Here is a 19,783-nt window from a genome sequence, read left to right as displayed (position 1 = left end):
GTTCTCGTCGGCTCTGGGCACCGTACCTGCGGCGTCAGGCCCCGGCGGAGTCGACGTCGGTGAAGACCTCGAGGGCTCCCCCGCCCGGGCCCACCGAGATCGGCAGGTTGTCGATCAGCCGGGTCGTGCCGACGCGACCTGCGACGGCCAGCAGGGCCTCCCCGCGGTACCACTCGGGCACGTCCTCCAACGTCGACGGGTGGACGAGGACGAGGTAGTCGATCAGGGCCAGCGGCTCGCGCACCAGGACGGTGCGGGCCGCCCGGCGGATCGCGGACGGGCCCTCGGCCGCGGCCGCAGCCCCGGCTCGGAGCGCCCGCGACAGGCACAGCGCCGTCTCACGGTCGGAGTCGGTGAGGTAGGTGTTGCGGCTGCTCATGGCCAACCCGTCGGGTTCGCGCACGGTGGGCACCGACACCACCTTCACGGGGAAGTCGAGGTCGCGGACCATCCGGCGGATCAGCAGGAGCTGCTGGGCGTCCTTCTGGCCGAAGTAGGCCGAGTCGGCCCGCGTCAGGTGGAACAGCTTGGCGACGACGGTGAGCATGCCGTCGAAGTGGCCCGGACGGGCCTGCCCCTCGAGCACGTTGCCGAGCGGTCCGGCGGAGATCCGCACGCCGGGATCGCCGTCGCGGTAGATCACGTCGGGGGTCGGGGCGAAGACGAGGTCCACGCCTGCCCTGCGGCAGATCTCCATGTCGGAGTCGAACGTGCGCGGGTAGCGCGACAGGTCCTCGCGCGGCCCGAACTGCAAGGGGTTGAGGAAGATCGTGACGACGACGTGGGCGGCCCGCTGGCGGGCGGTCTCGATCAGGGTCGCGTGCCCCTCGTGGAGGGCGCCCATCGTCATGACGACCGCGACGTCGCCGTCGGTCCGCGACCGCCGGGCGGCGTGCAGCTCCTCGCGGGTCCTGGCCACCACCGGCTCGACACCCCCGGCCGTCGGCACGTCGGTGACGGTCGCGCCCGCCGGCGCGGACGGCATACCGGGCTGTTCGCTCACTTATCGCTCCTGGTTGGTGGCGAGGATGTCCAGCAGGGGCTCGGCCACGTGCGGCTTGAGCCGGCCGCTGGCCAGCGCCCGCTCGGCAGTCGCCCGCGCCAGCGCCACGTAGGTCGGACGGATGTCGGGGGTGAGGCTCTGGAGTTGTCGCAGGTGCTCGGCAACGGTACCGGCATCACCGCGCGCGACCGGCCCGGTGAGGGCAGCGTCACCCGCTCGCAGCGCGTTGTCGAGCGCGGCGGAGACCAGCGGGCCGAGCACGCGGGCGGGCGACTCCACGCCGGCCGCGCGCAGGGCCTGGAGCGACTGGGCGATGAGGGTCACGAGGTGGTTCGCTCCGTGGGCGAGCGCCGCGTGGTAGAGCCCGCGCGCCGACTCCTCGATCCAGACCGGCTCGGCGCCGATCTCCAGCACCAGCGCCTCGGCGACCGGGCGCAGCGGCTCCGGCGCGGTCACGCCGAAGCAGCACTCGACGAGCCGGTCGAGGTCCAGGGCCGTGCCGGTGAAGGTCATCGCGGGGTGCAGGGCGAGCCCGAGCACGTGCTGGTCGAGCGCCGGGGCGTAGACCTCGAGCCCGTGCCGTCCGGAGGTGTGCGCGACGAGCTGACCGGCCTGCCAGCTCCGGGTGGCCGCGAGCCCTGCGACGAGGTCGGCCAGCGCGTCGTCGGGCACGGCGAGGACGACCAGCTCGGCCTGGCGCACGACCTCCTCCGGCGCGAGCACCGGCACCCCGGGCAGCAACCGGGCGGCGCGCTCCCGCGACTCCTCGCTCACGCCCGAGACGGCCACGACCCGGTGGCCGACCCGCTGGAGCGCCGCGCCGAGGACGGCACCGACCCGTCCGGCACCCACGACGCCGACGTCGAGGCGGGCGGGACGCTCGTCGGCCGAAGTCACCGGCCCAACCTATCTTCGCCTCCCAGCAAAACGGGCGAGTGGTCGCAATAGGTTGGGCAGGTGACCCCGGTGGCGTGGCAGCAGGCGTGGCAGGAGGCGTTGTACGGCCCCGGCGGCTTCTACCGGTCGGCGGTCGGCCCGTCCGGTCACTTCAGCACGGCCACCCACGGTGGACCGGGCGAGGTCCTGGGCGCAGCGCTCGCCCGGCTGGCCCGCGAGAACGACCTCGACCACGTCGTCGACGTGGGCGCCGGCCGCGGCGAGCTCCTCGGCCACGTGTATGCCGCGCAGCCGACCCTGCGGCGCACCGGCGTCGACGTCGTGGCCAGACCGGCGTCGCTCGACCCGTCCGCCGAGTGGCTGGTCTCCCCCGGCGGCGGCCCTGACCTCCCGGACCGGCTGCGCGACCTCGACGGGGCGCTCGTCATCGCGCACGAGTGGCTGGACGTCGTCCCGTGCCCGGTCGCGGAGGTCGACGACCGGGGCGTCCTGCGCCACGTGCTGGTCGACCCGGTGACCGGGGCCGAGTCGCTCGGCGAGCCGCTCGACGGTGACGACCTCGCCTGGGTCACCGCCCACTGGCCGACCGACCGAGCGGGCCAGCGCGTCGAGGTCGGCCTCCCCCGCGACCGGGCGTGGGCCGAGCTCGTCAGCCGGGTGGCGCGCGGGGTGCTGGTCGCCGTGGACTACGGCCACCGTGGGGGCGACCGCCCCGCACGAGGCACCCTCACGGCCTACCGGCACGGGCACCAGGTCGCCCCCGTGCCCGACGGCACGTGCGACCTCACCGCCCACGTGGCGATGGACTCCCTCGACCACGACGAGCTGGTCGACCAGCGCACCGCCCTGCGTGGCCTGGGTGTCGACGGCCGCACCCCGCCGATCGAGCTCGCCGGCAGCGATCCGCACGCCTACCTGACGGCCCTGGCCTCCGGTTCCGCGGCGGCCGCTCTCGTCGCGCCCGGCGGCTTCGGCGACTTCCTGTGGGCCGTCAAGCGCGTGGGCTGACCACCAGCTGCTCGAAACCCCGCAGCACGAAGGTCGGCCTCCGCCGGGCCTCCACGACCTGCAGGTCGGGGAAGCGGGAGAGCATCGTGCGCACCGAGATCTCGAGCTCCAGCCGGGCCAGTGGCGCACCGATGCAGAAGTGGATGCCTGCGCCGAAGGCGAGGTGGGGGTTGGGGTCCCGCGTGGCGTCGAACCGGTCGGGGTCGGCGAAGACCGCCGGGTCGCGGTTGGCCGCACCGAGCAGCGCTGCGACCTTGTCGCCCGGCTGGAGCGAGATGCCGGCCACCACGGCGGGCTCCTTGGCGGTGCGCTCGAACAGGTGGAGGGGCGAGTCGTGCCGCAGGAACTCCTCGACCATCCGCGCGACCGCGGCCGGGTCGGTGACGTCGAGCGGCTGGCGGTCGGGGGCCGTCAGCCAGGAGTGCAGCCCGTTGCCGAACCCGTTGACGCTGGCCTCGTGCCCCGCGTTGAGCAGGAGCACCGCGGTCGCCACGAGCTCGTGGGCCGAGAGCCGGTCCGAGCCGTCCCGCGCGGTGACGAGGTCGGTCAGCAGGTCCTCACCCGGCGCCTTCGCGCGGTCTGCGGCGAGCGCCTCGACGTAGGCCGCGAACGCCCCAGCCGCCTCGCGGGCCGCCGCCTCGTCGGCCTCCGTGCGGTCGACCTCGTACATCCGCACGATCGCCTGCGACCACGGGCGGAGGTGGTGCCGATCCTCCTCGGGGACCCCGAGCAACTCGGCGATCACCAGCACCGGCAGGGGCTCGGCATAGTGCTCGAGGACGTCGAACTCGCCGTCGGGCAGGTCGGCCAGCAGGCCCGCGGTCAGCTCCTCGATCCGCGGGGCCAGCCGCTGGACGTGGCCGCGGCCGAACGCGCCGGCCACGAGCCGGCGGAGCCTGGTGTGCTTCGGCGGCTCGCTGTCGAGGATCGAGTCGGCGTGCAGCCAGTTGAAGGTGTCCCAGTCGGCCTCCGGGGTGCGGGGTCCGAAGACCCGGCCGAGGCGTCGGTCACGGAGCACGGCCCCCGCCTCGGCGTGGCCACTGGCCAGCCAGGCCCCCAGGCCGCTGTGCCACGCGACGGGTGCGGCCGAGCGCAGCGCGGCCAAGTGGGGGTAGGGGTCGGCGACCGTCCGGGGGTCGGTCAGGTCGAGGAGGTCGGCGGCATCGACGGTGGGCTGTGAGGGCACCTTGGCAGCCTGCCGCAGATGATCGAGTTTTGTCAGGTGCTCGGTGGAGGGCAGACTTGAGTGTTGCTGCCCCTCGAAAGGACCCCCGTCCCCATGAAGCTCCAGCACCACCCGCGCGCGTCCACTGCCGCAGGATCGCTTGCCGCCCTCGCCGCCGTCGCCCTCCTCTCGGGCTGCGGCTCGGACAGCCCCGGCACCGGCGGCAACGTCACCGTGACCGTCACCCCCACCGTCACGGCGAAGGCGCCGAGCCCCAGCAAGACCTCGTCGGCTCCCAAGACCCCGGCCTCCGACGTGAAGGGTCGCCGCTACGACTTCGGGGTCGTGACGAAGACCGGTGAGGTGGGCGGCGTCGCCTACCTCGAGCTCGACCGGTGGACCTGGAAGAAGCTCGACGACGCCAAGCTCGCCAAGGACGGGGTGCCCACCGGACCGTTCAAGGGCGACGTGCCCTACGAGAACCAGAACGCGAAGCTCACCTACACGATCCCGCTCGCCGCCAACGCACGGATCCTGTACCACCACTGCATCGCCGCCGACCAGCCGCTGCAGACCAAGTCGGTCGACGCCGCGGACCTCAAGGGACTCGCCGACCGCGAGAACACCGTGCTGGTCCAGATCGACGACAAGGGCGCCGCCACCACGGTCCAGAACATCCCCGGCTGCCCCGGCTGAGGCCGGCCTCCCCGCGCCGCACCCGCTGACCGGGCACGCCACGCGGCATACGGCAGACTGGCGGGGTGACCACGACCGAAGGCCGGCGCGAGCTCACCGTCGGCATGGGCGCCGGCGGGCTGGCCACCGCCGACATGGTGCTCAACATCGGCCCGCAGCACCCCGCCACCCACGGCGTCCTGCGGCTGCGGATCGTGGTCGACGGCGAGCGCATCGTCTCGGCCGAGCCCATCGTCGGCTACATGCACCGCGGCGCGGAGAAGCTGTTCGAGGTCCGCGACTACCGCCAGATCATCGTCCTGGCCAACCGGCACGACTGGCTGTCCGCCTTCTCGTCCGAGCTCGGCGTGGTGCTCGGCGTCGAGCGGATGCTGGGCATGGAGGTGCCCGAGCGCGCGGTCTGGGCGCGCACCCTGCTGGCCGAGCTCAACCGGGTCCTCAACCACCTGATGTTCCTGGGGTCCTACCCCCTCGAGCTGGGCGCGATCACCCCGATCTTCTACGCGTTCCGCGAGCGCGAGGAGCTCCAGGCGGTCATGGAGGAGGCTTCCGGTGGGCGGATGCACTACATGTTCAACCGCGTCGGCGGGCTGAAGGAGGACCTCCCCGCCGGCTGGCTCGACCGCGTCGCGTATGCCGTGCAGGCAGTCCGCGGGCGGCTGCCCGACCTCGAGGCGCTGATCGTGGGCAACGAGATCCTCGAGGCACGCACCCGCGGCGTCGGCCTCGTGACACCGGAAACCATTGCCGCGTATGGCGTCTCGGGGCCGATCGCCCGAGCGGCCGGGGTCGACATCGACCTGCGGCGCGACGAGCCCTACCTCGCCTACGGTGAGCTGTTCGCCGACGGTGGGCCCGGTCGCGTCGTGACCCGCACGGCAGGCGACTGCCTCGCGCGCCTCGAGGTGCTGCTCGAGCAGACACACGTCAGCCTCGACCTCGCCGAGGCCTGTCTCGACCGGTTGCGCGCGCTCCCGCAGGGGCCGGTGAACGTCAAGCTCCCCAAGGTGCTCAAGGTGCCGGAGGGCGACCTCTACACCGCGACCGAGAACCCGCTCGGCTTCAACGGCTACTACCTGGTCTCGCGCGGGGAGAAGACCCCGTGGCGGCTGAAGCTGCGGTCGGCCTCGTTCAACAACGTGGCCGTGCTGGCGGAGGTGCTGCCGGGCAACCTGATCGCCGACATGGTGGCGATCCTCGGGTCGATGTTCTTCGTGGTCGGCGACGTCGACAAGTAACCCTCAGGAGGAGCGCTGGTCACGGTCGTCGGGAGGGTCGACCCGGCACATCCGCTGGGTGAGCATCCCGGCGGCGACGAGCACCAACGACGCCGCGGTGAGGGCGAGCAGCCGCCACAGCAGCGAGCGGTAGCCGGGCAGGTCGACGTCGGCGAGCGCGTGGGCCACCTGGGCGGCGTACCACCCCAGCACGGCCGACCCCGTCAGGGCGGCAGCCTGCGCGAGCACCAGCGTGCGCGCGGCACGGATGGGGCTGAGCGTCTTGCGGGCCTCTCCCCGCAGGAAGCGCCGCACGGGCAGGCCGGCTGCGACGACGAGGACGGCCATCGCGACGATCAGCACCGCCGAGACCCACGAAGCCGGTCCGAGGAGGTGTCCCGCGTTGAGGTAGAGCCGCCAGCTGATCCAGGACACCAGCCCGACCACCAAGGTGATCGACACGAGCTGTGACCAGCGCAGACCGCTGCCGTCGTTCACCACGGACCCTCCAGGAGGTCGACGTCGGGCCCGGGGCGGACACCTGACACGTCCATCGCGTCGACGAGGTCGGCGACCCGGCGGACCTGGCCCTCGACCCGCAGCACCGCCTCGCTGTCCGCCCTCAGCCACGGCACCAGCACGAACGGGCGCTCGTGGGCGCGGGGGTGGGGCAGGGTGAGGGTGGGGCTGTCCATCACGACGTCGGTGTCGAAGACCGGGTCGCCGTACTGGATCAGGTCGAGGTCGAGCGTGCGCGGCCCCCAGTGCACCTCGCGGGTGCGGCCGTGGGCGCGCTCGATGTCGTGCAGCCCGGCCAGCAGCGACGAGGGAGCCAGGTGCGTCGTGCCCGTCACCACCGCGTTGAGGAAGACCGGCTGCTCGGGGCCGCCCACCGGGTCGGTCTCGACGGGCGCGGACACCTCGATGATGTCGATCAGGCCGTAGAGCGAGATCGCGGCGTCGTGGAGGGTCTCGATCGAGTCGCCGATGTTGGAGCCCATCGCGATGACCACGTGGGACTGTCGTTCCCTCGTCACGCGGACCTGCACGTCGGTGAACGGGTGCCCGACCGGCGCCTGCGGCTTGTGCACCACGACCTCGACCGCCTCGACGAGGGGACGGGCCAGCACGCGGTCGGCGATCCGGGACGCGAGGGCCTCGATGAGGTCGAGCGGGTCGCCCTCGATGAGCGCCACGACGTCGCCCGCCACGTCCGCGTAGTTGACGGTGTCGGCGAGGTCGTCACTGGTGCCGGCGGGAGCGAGGTCGACGTGCATGGTGACGTCGACGACGAACACCTGTCCGTCGCGCTTCTCGAAGTCGAGCACACCGTGGTGGCCCTTGGCCGAGATGCCCTTGAGCACGATCTGGTCGGTCACTGCTGCCCCTCCGTCCTGGTTGCGGTCGTCACGGGGCGTCCTTCTCCAGGCGAGCCGGCGGCGGAGGCCCCGGAGGAGGCGTCCGGGGAGGTGGTGACCGAGGTGGTGGCGGAGATGGTGCCCGAGGTGCTGGCCGAGGTGGCGGCGGACTCGATGGCCCGGGCGACGCGCATCGCGTCGAGGGTCGAGGGCACGTGGTGCACCCGCACTCCCCACGCGCCCAGTCGGGCGGCGTGCATGGAGGTAGCCGCGGTCGCCACGTCACGGTCGAGCGGCGGTCGCGGGTCGCCGCCCGGTTCGACGCCGAGCCGGCCGAGGAAGGTCTTGCGCGACGTGCCCACGAGGACCGGGTGGTCGAGCTCGAGGACCTGGTCGAGCCCGCGCAACAGCGACCAGTTGTGGCCGGTCAGCTTCGCGAACCCGAAGCCCGGGTCGAGGACGATCCGGTCGGCCCGCACGCCCGCCGCGACGAGGGCGTCGGCCCGGGCTGCCAGCTCGGCGACGACCTCCGCGACGACGTCGTCGTAGACGGCGCGCGACTGCATGTCGGCGCTGTGCCCCCGCCAGTGCATGGCGACGAACGGCACCCCTGCCGCGGCCACCACCGCGGCCATCTCGGGGTCGGCCAGGCCACCGCTGACGTCGTTGACGATGGTGGCTCCGACCGCGACCGCCGCGGCCGCCACCTCGGCCCGCATGGTGTCGACGGAGACCACGGCGCGCTCCGCCGCGAGCGCCTCGACCACGGGGACCACCCGACGCAGCTCCTCGGCGACGGACGGCCGCTGCGCGCCCGGACGGGTGGACTCGCCGCCCACGTCGAGGATGTCGGCGCCCTGCGCCACCAGCTCGCGGCCGTGCTCGATCGCCGCTGCCGGCTCGAACCACTGACCCCCGTCGCTGAACGAGTCGGGGGTCACGTTCACGACGCCCATCACGACCGGCAGGCCGTCGACCCGACGCAGCGGCCAGGTCGCCGGGGCAGAGGTCACGCCCCGCCCCCGAGCCGGCCCAGCTTCGGCCAGGTCAGGAACGCCTCGGCCTCCAGCGCCGCCAGGCCGACCCGCGGCAGGTCGGAGCCCGAGGGGTAGACCAGGAACCGCGGCTGCCACTGCGGCTGGAACTTGGCGTTGAACCGGTAGAGGCTCTCGATCTGCAGCCACCGCGACGCGAAGAGCAGGACCCGTCGCCAGGCCTTGAGCACCGGCCCCGCCCCCAGCCGGCCGCCCCGCTCGAGCACCGAGCGGAAGGCGGCGAAGTTGAGCGACACCCGGTGGACACCGAGGCCCGGCGCCGCGGCGAGGGTCTCGGTGATCATCAGCTCGTTGACACCCGCCTCGGCCGTCGCGTCGCGACGCATCACGTCGAGGGACATCCCGTCGGAGCCCCAGGGGACGAACTGCAGGAACGCGCGCACGACCCCATCCTGCCGTGCCGCCACGAACACGCACTCGGGGTCGGCCTCGTCCAGCAGCCTGCCGAGCGCCATCGAGAACCCTCGCTCGGTGGCACTGGACCGCCACGCCGCAGCATCCGCCAGGGCCTTGGCGCGCACCTCCTCGGTGACGTCGCGGACGCGGCAGACCTCCACGGCATACCCGGCGCGCGCGACGCGGCCGACCATCTGGCGCACGTTGCGCATCGGACGTCCGGCGAGGGTGAAGGTGGTGGCGTCGACGACGGCCTCGTCGCCGAGCTCGAGCGCGGTGAGGCCGGTCTCGCGGACCCAGACCGTGCCGGCGTGCTCGGAGCAGCCCAGCACGGCAGGGGTCCACGCGTGGGCGCGCGCCTCGGCGAGGAAGGCGTGGATCGCGCCGGGCCACGCCTCGGGGTCGCCGATCGGGTCGCCACTGGCCAGCATCACGCCGGAGACGACGCGGTAGGCGACGGCGGACTTGCCGGACGCGGACCAGACCACCGACTTGTCGCGCCGGGTGTTGAAGTAGGCGAGCGAGTCGCCGTGCAGCTCGACGAGCCGGCGCAGGGCCACCTCGTCGTCGTCGGTCAGCGACGGCCTCGGCTCGGGCGGACGCAGCGCGAGGTAGGCGGGCGTCAGCAGCGTCATCAGCCCGAGCGCCAGCAGGAGGGACCCCACGATGTCGCCGGACCGGTCGCGGGTGAAGACCAGCGGCCCGTCGAGGCCGACCATCCCGAGACCGAGCTCCTGCACCAGGTCGGCCGGCCCCGGGAAGCCACCCCGGAGGTCGAGGCGGTTGAGCCAGAGCACGAAGCCGCCGATGACGACGGAGACGACCAGGAGGACGACGAACGCCCGCACCGCGCGCCACCGCGTCGACGGGTCGCCGAGCGCCCGGAACTCCCCCCGGTGCCGCACGAGCAGCCCCAGGCCGACGAGGGAGACGACGGCTGAGGCGGGTTCGGTCTTGATGGCGTGCAGGACCACCGACAGGGTCAGCAGCGCGACCGCGGCCCGCCAGGCCCGTCGCTTGCGTCGCTTGAGCGAGTGACCGAGGACGATCAGGAAGATCCCCGACACGACGGTGGCTGCCGCGGCGGCGTCCGAGAGGGCCCCGGGGAGCAGCTCGGTGAGCCCGTGCAGGTGGACCCGCCAGGAGTGCAGCAGGCCGGTCAGCAGGTCGAGGGTGCCGACGACGTAGGTGAGGGTGCCGAGCAGCCGCGGGACCGGCGAGGCCATGAGGATGCCGGGGAGCCTGCTGGTGGTGTTGGCCGTGGTGGTGGGGCGCGCGAGATCGCGTCCGGTCACCGTTTGCCCCCCAGGAGCAGCGCCATGGCCTCCGCCCGGGTGGCTGCGTCACGCAGCTGCCCGCGGACCGCGGAGGTGATGGTCCGCGACCCCGGCTTGCGGATGCCGCGCATCGACATGCACAGGTGCTCGCACTCGACTATCACGATGACCCCCTGGGCGCCCAGGTGGGTGCACAGCGCATCGGCGACCTGCGTCGTGAGCCGCTCCTGCACCTGCGGGCGCCGGGCGTACATCTCCACGAGCCGGGCGATCTTCGACAGGCCGGTGACCCGGCCGTCCTTCGCGGGGATGTAGCCCACGTGGGCGACGCCGTGGAACGGCACGAGGTGGTGCTCACACATCGAGTACACCTCGATGTCGCGCACCAGGATCATCTCCTCGTGCTCGATCTGGAACGTCTTGGAGAGCACCTCCGCGGCGTCGAGGGACAGCCCGGCGAAGAACTCGCCGTAGGCACGCGCGACCCGGGCCGGCGTCTCCACGAGCCCGTCGCGGTCGGGGTCCTCCCCGATCGCGATCAGCAGCTCGCGGACCGCGGCCTCGGCGCGGCGCTGGTCGACCACGTGCGAGGCGCGGTCAGTGGCCATTCGGATCGACCTGACCGCCCGGGGGGGTCTCGATCACCTGGGTGGGCGGGTGCTCCTCCGGGGCCTTCACCGAGCCGGCCTCGGCTGCCTTGTCGATCGCCTCGGCCGTGGCACGGTCGGTGCCCGCGGCCTCCAGGCGCGTCGAGCCGTTCTGCGCGGCCTTCTCCGCCGGCGTCAGCACGGGTGGCTGGTCGGACAGGAAGCGGGTCTCGCTGGACAGCCAGGTCGGGCGCAGCGGTCGCTTGCGGATCGGGGCGAAGATCGCCGCGAGCTCCTTGGCGTTGAGGGTCTCGTGCTCGAGCAGGTCGAGGACGAGCTTGTCGAGGATGTCGCGGTTGTCGTTGATGACGTGCCACGCCTCGTCGTGCGCCGCGTCGATGAGCTTGCGCACCTCCTCGTCGACCACGCTGGCGACCTCCTCGGAGTAGTCGCGCTGGTGACCCATGTCGCGGCCCAGGAAGACCTCGCCCTGCGACTGGCCCAGCTTGATGGCGCCGATCCGCTCGCTCATGCCGAACTCGGTGACCATCTTGCGGGCCATGCCGGTGGCCTTCTCGATGTCGTTCGAGGCGCCGGTGGTGGGGTCGTGGAAGACGACCTCCTCCGCGACGCGCCCACCCATGGCGTAGGACAGCTGGTCGAGGATCTCGTTGCGGGTGGTGGAGTACTTGTCGTCGGTCGGCATCACCATCGTGTAGCCGAGCGCCCGACCGCGCGGGAGGATCGTCACCTTGGTCACCGGGTCGAGGTGGTTCATCGCCGCGGCGACGATGGCGTGCCCGCCCTCGTGGTAGGCGGTGATCTTGCGCTCCTTGGCCGACATGATGCGGGTGCGCTTCTGCGGGCCGGCGATCACGCGGTCGATGGCCTCGTCGAGGGCAGCGTCGTCGATCAGCTTGCCGTCGCTGCGCGCGGTGAGGAGGGCCGCCTCGTTGAGGACGTTCGCCAGGTCGGCGCCGGTGAAGCCGGGCGTGCGGCGGGCGACGGCGAGCAGGTCGACGCCGGTGGCCATCGGCTTGCCCTGCGAGTGCACCTCGAGGATCCGGTGGCGACCGATCATGTCGGGCGCCTCCACCGCGATCTGGCGGTCGAAGCGGCCCGGGCGCAGGAGGGCGGGGTCGAGGATGTCGGGACGGTTGGTCGCCGCGATGAGGATGACGTTGGTCTTGACGTCGAAGCCGTCCATCTCGACCAGCAGCTGGTTGAGGGTCTGCTCGCGCTCGTCGTGGCCACCGCCGAGCCCCGCACCACGGTGCCGGCCGACGGCGTCGATCTCGTCGACGAAGACGATGGCAGGGGCGTTGGCCTTGGCCTGCTCGAACAGGTCGCGGACACGGGAGGCACCCACACCGACGAACATCTCGACGAAGTCGGAGCCGGAGATCGAGTAGAACGGCACGCCCGCCTCGCCGGCGACGGCGCGCGCGAGCAGCGTCTTGCCGGTGCCGGGGGGACCGTAGAGCAGGACGCCCTTGGGGATCTTGGCGCCGACCGCCAGGAACTTGGCCGGCTCGGCCAGGAACTCCTTGATCTCGTGGAGCTCCTCGACGGCCTCGTCGACACCGGCGACGTCGGCGAAGGTGACCTTCGGGGTGTCCTTGGTGGCGAGCTTGGCCTTGGACTTGCCGAACTGCATGACGCGGGAGCCGCCGCCCTGCATCTGCGTCATGAGGAACCAGAACAGGCCCAGCAGGATGATGATCGGCAGGAGCGAGCCGAGCAGCGACAGCAGCGGGTTGGTGTCCTTGTTGACCTGGTTGATGCGTCCGGGCGGGGTGTTGTCCTCGAGCAGCTTGATGAAGGACGGACCAGCGGCCTCGACGTACTGGGTGCGGACCTTGGTGGCGTTCTTGATGTTCTTGCCGTCGGAGTAGGACTCGCCCTTCTTCAGGTCGAGGTCGACCACCTCGTTGTTGGTGACGACCGCCCGCTCCACCTTCTTCTCGGTGATGAGCTGCTGGGCCGCGGAGGTGTCGATCCGCGTGTAGCCACCCGCGTCACTCAGGCTGAAGACCATCAGCGTGATCGCGATGACGGCGACGACCCAGAACAGGGGTGCCCGAAGGATGCGCTTGAAATCCATGTGTGTAGCGGGGCTGGCCGCCCCGTTCCTCCTGCTCGCTCACGCTGTGTGCCGTTGCCCGGCCTGGGCACGGCTCTGCCACGACGGTACTACGCGGTGCCGGGGTGGTTCGTGCTGGACAACGACCCGGATGGGCCCGGTGTTCCGACTACGCCTCAGGCGTAGACGTGGGGCGCGAGGGTCCCCACTTCGCGCAGGTTGCGGAACTTCTCCGCGTAGTCGAGGCCGTAGCCCACGACGAACTCGTTGGGGATGTCGAATCCGACCCACTTCACGTCGATCTCGACCTTGGCGGCCTCGGGCTTGCGCAGGAGGGTGCAGATCTCGACCGAGGCCGGCGAGCGCGACTCGAGGTTGGACCTGATCCACGACAGCGTGAGCCCGGAGTCGACGATGTCCTCGACGATCAGCACGTGCTTGCCGGTGATGTCGGTGTCGAGGTCCTTGAGGATCCGCACGACACCGGACGACTTGGTGCCGGAGCCGTAGGAGGACACCGCCATCCAGTCGACGGGGGCGGTGCCGGGCAGCGCGCGCGACAGGTCGGCCATCACCATGACGGCGCCCTTGAGCACCCCCACGAGCAGGAGGTCCTTGCCGTCGTACTCCGCCCAGATCTCCGCGGCCAGCTCGTCGAGCCTGGCGTGGATCTCCTCCTCGGTGATGAGGACCTTCTCGAGATCGGCTCCCATGTGGGCAGCGTCCACGGCTCAAACTCCCTCAGTTGTCGGCTCGGGGTGCGGGGCTATTCAACCCGAGCGGGTGGGGCGATGGATACCCGCCCTGCGGAGCGGGTCGCCTGCAGGGGGCCGGGGAGGCTCACCGGCCCCTGACCGTGCCAGTCCGTCAGCAGCGCGTCGCACGCCTCGGTATGCCGCGTGCTCACCTGCCCGGGCGGCGCCCCGGCCGCGAGGACGAGCCTGCGCCACACCCGGGTGCGCACCGGCCGGGGCAGCGCGAGCAGCGCGTCCACCCCCACCCCCGCCGGTCCGGGGTAGTCGTCCCCGGGCTGCCCGGCGCTCTCCGCCCGACCGGCAGGGGGCGGGAGCAGGGTCGCGAGCGCCCGGTCGGCGAGGGCGTCGAGGTGGTCGGCGTCCTCGCGCAGCTGCTCGGCGGTGCGGGCCAGCGCGGCCGCGACCCCCGGGCCGAGGTCGCGCTCGAGGTCGGCCAGCGCCCGACGGGCGCGGACCCTCGTGAACGCGGGGTCCGCGTTCATCGGGTCGTCCCACCAGGTCAGCCCCTCGGCGGCACAGGACGCACGGGTCTGCTCCCTGGTCACGCCCAGGAGGGGACGCCGGAAGCGGTCGCGGGCCCGCGGCATACCGGCGAGGGATCGGGCCCCGGCGCCCCGGGTGAGGCCCAGCAGGACCTGCTCCGCCTGGTCGTCGAGGGTGTGGCCGAGCAGCACCAGCCGTGCCCCGTGCCGGTCTGCCGCCGAGCTGAGCGCCGCGTAGCGGGCGTCGCGAGCCGCCGACTCGACCCCGTCCGGGCCCCGCGCGACCTCCACGGACACCACGTCCACCGGGTCCAGACCGAGCCGGCCCAGCCGGCTGCCGACCTTCGCCGCGACCTGCGCGGAGTCTGCCTGCAGCCCGTGGTCGACGACCACGGCGCCGGCGCGGAGGGCGAGCTTGGGCGCCTCGAACGCCACTGCCGCCGCGAGCGCGAGCGAGTCCGCTCCCCCGCTGCAGGCCACCAGGACCAGGTCGCCGGGGTCGCCCTCCCCCAGCACCGCACGGACGGCGAGCCGGGTCGCCGCCGTCGCCGGATGTGGTCCGGTCACCGGGTCAGCCGTGGACCCGGGCGACCCAGGCCGAGGGCGTCTCGATCTCGGCCGGCTTGGGCAGCGTCTCGGGCGACTCCCAGACCCGGTTGAAGCCGTCCATGCCCACCTGGTCGACCACTGCACGGACGAAGACGGCTCCGTCGCGGTACTGCCGCATCTTGGCCTCGAGGCCGAGCAGCCGGCGCAGCACCCGGTCGAACGCACCCACGCCCTTGCGCCGCTCGTTGAACCGGCTGCGGATGTGGGCGACGGAGGGGATCACCTGTGGGCCGACCTCGTCCATGACGACGTCGGCATGTCCCTCCAGCAGGGACATCACGGCGGTGACCTCGGCGAGCTGGGCGCGCTGCTCGGGCGTAGCGATGAGGTCGGTGAGCCCGGCGCCACCGGTCTTCAGCGACTCCGGCAGCTGCTTGCCCAGCCGCGCCAAGGTCTCGTGCAGCGACTCCGGGTCGGGCACCATGTCGGACGCCAGCGTGCGCACCCGCTCGATCATGTGGTCGCGCAGCCACGGGACGGCGGTGAACTGCACGCGGTGGGTCTCCTCGTGCATGCACACCCAGAGCCGGAAGTCGGCCGGGTCGACCCCGAGCTCGCGCTCGACCTGGACGAGGTTGGGGGCGACCAGCATGAGCTGGGGCGTGCCGTGCGGGGCCAGGTCGTACTGGCCGAGGACCTTGCTCGACATGAACGCCAGCAGGGCACCCGCCTCCCCGCCGGTGACCTTGCCACCGATGGCCTGCACGGTCGGGTTGGGAGCGGACTTCTGGGCGTCGACCAGCTTGCCGAACACCGGGTCCATCAGCGCGGACATCGAGTCGGCGTTGAGCGAGATCCACGTGCCGCGGTCGACCACGACGGGAGCCGGGGCGTCGCCGGGGGCGTGCAGCCGGGCGGTCTCGGCGACCGGCTGCTGGGCGGCCAGCGCGGCCGCCCGCACCGAGGCGACGACCTGGGCGGCCTCGGCCCCGGTCACCTTCGGCCCGGCCGGCACGAGCCGGGCGCCGGCGGCCTTGGCGAACTGCCAGTCGACATAACGGGTGACGTGCGGTGCTGCGGCGTCGGACACGGTCATCCCCTCACGGTAGGTCAGGGACACCCGCAGGTCGCGAGCACCGCCACGAAGCGGTCCAACGCGGCCCGTGCGTTCAGGGTTCCGACGCCTGCGGGGAGCCCGTCGGCCTGCACGACGTAGGACAGCACGCGGCCGTCGGCGTCCATCACCGTGCCGGCCATCGCGCTGGTGCCGGTGAGCGTGCCGGTCTTGGCCCGGGCCAGTCCGGCCACGGCGTGGGTGCCCTTCGCCTGGAACCGCTCGGCGAGGGTGCCGGTCAGTCCCGCGACGGGCAGCCTCGAGATGGTGTCCTGCAACGCCGGCACCGAGCCGTCGGCCCCCAGCTGGAGCACGTCGGACAGGACCTGCGGAGGGATCGCCTGGCCGGACGTCAGCCCGCTGGTGTCCTTGAGCCGCACCCCGGTCAGGTCCACCCCCTGGGCCTGGACCGCCTTCCGCACGAACGCGACCGCCGCCGCGAACGTGGCGGCACCCCCCTGCTTCACCGCGGCCTGGCGGGCCAGTCCCTCGGTGAGGGCGTTGTCGCTCTCGTCGAGGGCCAGGGCGAGGAGGTCACCCACGGGAGCCGACTCCACGCGACCGAGCTCGGTCGCCCCGGCCGGCACGGGCGTCGACCAGGTGCTCTCCTTGGTCAGCGTCGCGCTGATGCCGACCTTGCCGAGCGCGGCGACGAACGCCGCGCCGGTGACGGCCTCGGGGTCCCGGGGCGCCGGGTGGTAGGGAACCGCCCGCTGGCCGGCGAGGCCGAGCATGGAGACGCCACCGGTGAAGCCGGCGTCGATGTCGGCCCGGCTCCAGCCGGGGGCCCAGCGGGGTCCCTTGGCGTAGGTGGTGTCCAGCCGCAGCGAGACCTTCGTCGTGCCGGCCGCCTGCAGCGCGGCGCCGACCTGCGCGGCCAGGTCGCCGAGTCCGGCGCGCCCCTCGACTGCGGTGGGCGAGCCCTTGCCCTTGGCCAGCATGGTGTCGCCGCCGGCGACCAGGACCACCTCGTCGGGCTCGGTCCCTTGGACGACGCGCGTGGGCAGCGTGGCGAGCGGGTCGAGGGTGGTGCCCACCGCCAGGGCCGTCAGCAGCTTGGCGGTCGAGGCCGGGACCCGCGGCGTGTTGGCCGCCTTGCTGAACAGGGTCTGCCCGGTGAACGCGTCGCGGACCACGACCCCGGGGCCGGGTCGCAGCGCCGGGTCGGCGACCGCCGGGGCCAGCACCTTGGCCAAGGCGGAGGGGGTGGGGATCGGCGCGCTGGCGGAGGCCGGCTGGAGCGGCTGGGCGGCCTCGTCCACCGTGGGCACGGGGACGCTGGTGGGCGTCGCGCTGCCGGTCGGCGTGGGCGTCGGCGGGGCCGCCTGCGGCTGCTCCCGGGTGAGGATGCCCGGCACGACGTCGTAGACGTCCAGCGCGGCATAGGCGAGCGCGAGCAGCACGACGGCCAGCAGGGCGGCCAGGAATCGACGCACTCGACCCCCTCAGCGCTGGACTTGCGTCATACGGAACACTTAGCCGCGAGCCTAGGTCATAGGCACGCGCACCAAGTCTCAGGCATGCGCACTACGGAAGGGACATCGTCGTGGAGTTCGACGTCACCATCGAGATCCCGAAGGGTCATCGCAACAAGTACGAGGTGGACCACGAGACCGGTCGCATCAGGCTGGACCGGCTGCTGTTCACCTCCACCCGCTACCCCGCGGACTACGGCTACGTCGAGGACAGCCTCGGCGAGGACAGCGACCCGCTCGACGCGCTGGTCCTCCTCGAGGAGCCGACCTTCCCGGGCTGCCTGGTGCGTGTCCGCCCCATCGGGATGTTCCACATGCGCGACGAGGCCGGCGGCGACGACAAGATCCTGTGCGTGCCGGCCGGAGACCCGCGCCAGGCCCACCTCGTCGACCTCGAGCAGGTGAGCAGCTTCGACCGGCTGGAGATCCAGCACTTCTTCGAGACCTACAAGGACCTCGAGCCCGGCAAGTCCGTCGAGGGCGCCCACTGGGCGGGTCGCGAGGAGGCCGAGCGCGTGGTGCGCGAGGCGATCCAGCGCGCCAAGGAGGCCGGCATGACGACCGCGCGCTGGCGCATGCCCGACATCTCGGCGGAGCCGATGTCCGAGGCCAAGCCCCCCACCGAGTGAGCCCGCGCGCTGCGGCGCGCACACGGCACCCCCGAGCCCCCAGGCGACCTCGCGTCGTCGTGGGGCTCGGTGCGTCCTGGGGTATGCCGCGGGCGCGGTCGTGCGAATCCGGCTGCGGCACAACGACGCGAGGCTCGCGTAACGCGCTGAGGACACCGCCCGTCTTCATGGTGATGTTCCCCCCGGTGCCCGTCGGCACACCATCACCAGCCGGTGCCCTACGCGGGCCGAAGGAGACAGCCATGTCCATCGCAGAGCAGTCCTGAAGCGGATCGGCGCCGGCGCCCTCGTCACGGGCGGCATCGCCCTCGCAGGGTCCGCACCGGCCGGCGCCGCCGTGGCGTCCGGCGCCGAGATCCGCCTGGACTCCTTCACCGGGACCGACGACCGAGGCTCACGGCCGTGCTCCCGGCAGCCAGGGCCTCGACCCGCGCCCTCCCATCCGCCTCGCGGCGCGCAGCCACGTGTTCAGCCTGACCCGCACGACGTTCAGCGGCCTGCGCATCCTGGGTCCCGACATCGGCTGGCAGAACCCCGAGATCGGCGGCAGCAACGGCGCCCTCCCGCAGTGCACCGTCACCCTCAACTGCGGCAACGGCGCCGGCTCCTGGCTCGTGGGCACCGCCACCACCGACGACGTCACGGTCGCGGCGATCTGCTTCTTGTCCTCCAACGGCGTGACGCAGCCCTACCACCACCCCTGCAGCGCGGGGACCTCCTACGCCACCCGCCTCGACACCCTGAGCTTCTTCGGGTTCAAGCACGTCCTGGGCCTCCCGGGCGACCCGTTCTCCGCAACCCTCAACACGTGGGCGGGCGACTGGACCCTTGTCGGCGTGCAGGACACCCAGTTCTCCCTGCGCGGCTCGGACAACTGGTTCGCGCCCTCGTCGATGAACTACGGGTGGGCGGAGCCAACGGCGGCAGGTACCTCATGCGGTTCTCCAACGTCGCCAAGAGCAGCGTCAAGGACCTCTTCCTGACCGCTCGCGGAGGCTCACGCGGGGTGCTCGTCGAGGGTCCGGCCTCCCACCGGGGCGGCCTGCCCTTCTCGGACTGAGTGATCGAGGGCCAGAACGCCGGCGACCCGGCGATGGGCGCCCAGATCGTCGTCAAGCGCGGCGGGTGTCGTTCACCAACACCAGGCTCAACTACGGGATGGCCCGCCCCGGCGACTTCACCGACCAGCAGGACACCCCCCCCGGTCATGGTCAAGGGCGGCGTGTGCCCGCTCACCAACACCTGGGTCAACCGCGCCACCGCCACGGCCGAGTCGGTCCCCGTCGTCGCCGTGTCCGGGGGCAGGTGCACGTCTCGGCGCTGATCGGCATGGGCGGCAACTGGACCGGCAAACCCCGGACCACGCAGACCGGTGGGGTCCTGGTGGCCGACGCGACGGTCACCGCGGCCTGACGCCGGCCCGGCGGGGCAGGCCCGGCGGACCTGCCCGGCGGCTCCGTCAGGGACGGCCGCCGTAGGGCACGAGGTCGGAGCGGTAGATCGAGGCGTAGCGGACGTTGGCGCCGGTGTAGGGCGCTTCGATCATCTCGCCACCGCCGATGTAGAGGCCGACGTGGTGGCTTTCAGGACCCGAGCTGCCGTAGAAGACGAGGTCCCCCGGTCGCAGGTCGCTGATCGCCACGCGGGCGGTCTCGCCCCACTGGGCGCCGGTGTAGTGCGACAGGTTGACCCCGGCGCGCTCCCAGGCCCGCATCGTGAGGCCAGAGCAGTCGAAGCTGTCCGGGCCGGCGCCGCCCCACTGGTAGGGCTTGCCGACCTGGGCCCGGGCGTAGGCGAGGACCGCTGACACGCCACCGTTGGTCGAGGGCGGCGGGGGCGGCGGGTTGTCCGGCTGCTGGGGCCTGGGACGGGGCTTGTTCTGCGAGGCGGCTTTCTCGGCGGCCTCAGCGGCAGCCTTCTGGCGCGCGGCTTCGGCGGCGGCCCGGGCGGCAGCGGCACGGGCGGCCCGCTTCGCAGCGGCGGTCCGGGCGGCCTGGGCGCGCTCGGCGGCGAGCCGGGCCTGGCGGGCGGCCTCGG

19 protein-coding genes are annotated in these 19,783 nt (G+C 72.8%); 5 read left to right on the top strand and 14 right to left on the bottom strand.

All coding sequences use genetic code 11. The annotated features are described in order from the left end of the window. Positions 1 to 34 precede the first annotated feature (34 nt). The gene (gene panC, locus ABD262_RS00095) at positions 35 to 985 is read right to left on the bottom strand and encodes a pantoate--beta-alanine ligase (protein ID WP_344134456.1); all 951 of its coding nucleotides are present in this window, start codon (positions 983 to 985) and stop codon (positions 35 to 37) included. Between the two features lie 18 nt (positions 986 to 1,003). After that, on the bottom strand, positions 1,004 to 1,900 hold the full coding sequence (locus ABD262_RS00090; RefSeq protein WP_344129316.1) for a Rossmann-like and DUF2520 domain-containing protein: 897 nt from the start codon (positions 1,898 to 1,900) through the stop codon (positions 1,004 to 1,006). Between the two features lie 60 nt (positions 1,901 to 1,960). Between ABD262_RS00090 and ABD262_RS00085 the strand changes: the two genes are divergently transcribed. Further along, positions 1,961 to 2,908 carry an SAM-dependent methyltransferase gene (locus ABD262_RS00085; protein WP_344129313.1) on the top strand — a complete coding sequence of 316 codons (948 nt, stop codon included), beginning with the start codon at positions 1,961 to 1,963 and terminating at the stop codon, positions 2,906 to 2,908. Here the strand turns inward: ABD262_RS00085 and ABD262_RS00080 are convergent. Next, a complete protein-coding gene (locus tag ABD262_RS00080) occupies positions 2,892 to 4,094 on the bottom strand; it encodes a cytochrome P450 (protein WP_344129310.1) in 1,203 nt (400 codons plus the stop codon). The two genes, ABD262_RS00085 and ABD262_RS00080, sit on opposite strands and share 17 nt — an antisense overlap. Before the next feature lie 93 nt (positions 4,095 to 4,187). On the opposite strand from ABD262_RS00080, the gene ABD262_RS00075 reads away from it, so the two are divergent. Together ABD262_RS00075 and ABD262_RS00070 are read left to right on the top strand one after the other, a co-directional pair. Next, positions 4,188 to 4,769, top strand: coding sequence for a hypothetical protein (locus ABD262_RS00075; protein ID WP_344129307.1), 582 nt, complete (start codon positions 4,188 to 4,190; stop codon positions 4,767 to 4,769). A 104-nt stretch (positions 4,770 to 4,873) separates the two neighbouring features. Beyond that, positions 4,874 to 6,007, top strand: coding sequence for an NADH-quinone oxidoreductase subunit D (locus ABD262_RS00070; protein ID WP_344134453.1), 1,134 nt, complete (start codon positions 4,874 to 4,876; stop codon positions 6,005 to 6,007). 3 nt (positions 6,008 to 6,010) lie between these two features. On the opposite strand, the gene ABD262_RS00065 is transcribed toward ABD262_RS00070, so the two are convergent. From ABD262_RS00065 to ABD262_RS00020, 10 genes are all read right to left on the bottom strand, one after another. Beyond that, positions 6,011 to 6,484 (bottom strand): DUF3180 domain-containing protein, encoded by a 474-nt coding sequence (locus tag ABD262_RS00065; RefSeq protein WP_344129304.1) that lies wholly within the window; start codon positions 6,482 to 6,484, stop codon positions 6,011 to 6,013. Next, positions 6,481 to 7,365: a 2-amino-4-hydroxy-6-hydroxymethyldihydropteridine diphosphokinase gene (folK, locus tag ABD262_RS00060; RefSeq protein ID WP_344129301.1), complete on the bottom strand. Its 885-nt coding sequence runs from the start codon at positions 7,363 to 7,365 to the stop codon at positions 6,481 to 6,483. The genes ABD262_RS00065 and folK overlap by 4 nt, the downstream gene beginning before the upstream one ends. Continuing rightward, positions 7,362 to 8,300, bottom strand: coding sequence for a dihydropteroate synthase (gene folP, locus ABD262_RS00055; protein WP_344134450.1), 939 nt, complete (start codon positions 8,298 to 8,300; stop codon positions 7,362 to 7,364). The genes folK and folP overlap by 4 nt, the downstream gene beginning before the upstream one ends. Positions 8,301 to 8,353: 53 nt before the next feature. Beyond that, on the bottom strand, positions 8,354 to 10,090 hold the full coding sequence (locus ABD262_RS00050; protein ID WP_344129298.1) for a phosphatidylglycerol lysyltransferase domain-containing protein: 1,737 nt from the start codon (positions 10,088 to 10,090) through the stop codon (positions 8,354 to 8,356). Then, a complete protein-coding gene (gene folE, locus ABD262_RS00045; RefSeq protein WP_344129295.1) occupies positions 10,087 to 10,680 on the bottom strand; it encodes a GTP cyclohydrolase I FolE in 594 nt (197 codons plus the stop codon). The genes ABD262_RS00050 and folE overlap by 4 nt, the downstream gene beginning before the upstream one ends. Further along, positions 10,670 to 12,763, bottom strand: coding sequence for an ATP-dependent zinc metalloprotease FtsH (gene ftsH / locus ABD262_RS00040; protein ID WP_344129292.1), 2,094 nt, complete (start codon positions 12,761 to 12,763; stop codon positions 10,670 to 10,672). Before ftsH ends, folE begins: the two co-directional genes overlap by 11 nt. Before the next feature lie 155 nt (positions 12,764 to 12,918). After that, entirely contained in the window at positions 12,919 to 13,470 is a 552-nt protein-coding gene (gene hpt / locus ABD262_RS00035) for a hypoxanthine phosphoribosyltransferase (protein WP_344129289.1), read from the bottom strand. Positions 13,471 to 13,508: 38 nt separating this feature from the next. Next, positions 13,509 to 14,546 carry a tRNA lysidine(34) synthetase TilS gene (tilS, locus tag ABD262_RS00030; RefSeq protein ID WP_344129286.1) on the bottom strand — a complete coding sequence of 346 codons (1,038 nt, stop codon included), beginning with the start codon at positions 14,544 to 14,546 and terminating at the stop codon, positions 13,509 to 13,511. A gap of 4 nt (positions 14,547 to 14,550) precedes the next feature. Next, on the bottom strand, positions 14,551 to 15,624 hold the full coding sequence (locus tag ABD262_RS00025; protein ID WP_344129283.1) for a zinc-dependent metalloprotease: 1,074 nt from the start codon (positions 15,622 to 15,624) through the stop codon (positions 14,551 to 14,553). Positions 15,625 to 15,638: 14 nt separating this feature from the next. Then, positions 15,639 to 17,078: a D-alanyl-D-alanine carboxypeptidase/D-alanyl-D-alanine-endopeptidase gene (locus ABD262_RS00020; RefSeq protein WP_344129281.1), complete on the bottom strand. Its 1,440-nt coding sequence runs from the start codon at positions 17,076 to 17,078 to the stop codon at positions 15,639 to 15,641. Positions 17,079 to 17,188: 110 nt separating this feature from the next. Here ABD262_RS00020 and ABD262_RS00015 point away from each other — a divergent pair, with 110 nt between their 5' ends. Continuing rightward, the gene (locus ABD262_RS00015) at positions 17,189 to 17,746 is read left to right on the top strand and encodes an inorganic diphosphatase (protein ID WP_344129279.1); all 558 of its coding nucleotides are present in this window, start codon (positions 17,189 to 17,191) and stop codon (positions 17,744 to 17,746) included. 464 nt (positions 17,747 to 18,210) lie between these two features. Beyond that, entirely contained in the window at positions 18,211 to 18,729 is a 519-nt protein-coding gene (locus ABD262_RS00010) for a hypothetical protein (protein ID WP_344129276.1), read from the top strand. A 476-nt stretch (positions 18,730 to 19,205) separates the two neighbouring features. On the opposite strand, the gene ABD262_RS00005 is transcribed toward ABD262_RS00010, so the two are convergent. Beyond that, positions 19,206 to 19,783, bottom strand: a 578-nt coding sequence (locus ABD262_RS00005; protein WP_344129273.1) for a C40 family peptidase, incomplete at its 5' end; no start/stop codon positions are given.

This window comes from Pedococcus bigeumensis (genome assembly GCF_039531795.1).
Lineage (GTDB): Bacteria > Actinomycetota > Actinomycetes > Actinomycetales > Dermatophilaceae > Pedococcus > Pedococcus bigeumensis.
Note: the sequence above shows the minus strand (reverse complement) of the source record. Positions and strands in the feature narration are given on the sequence as shown.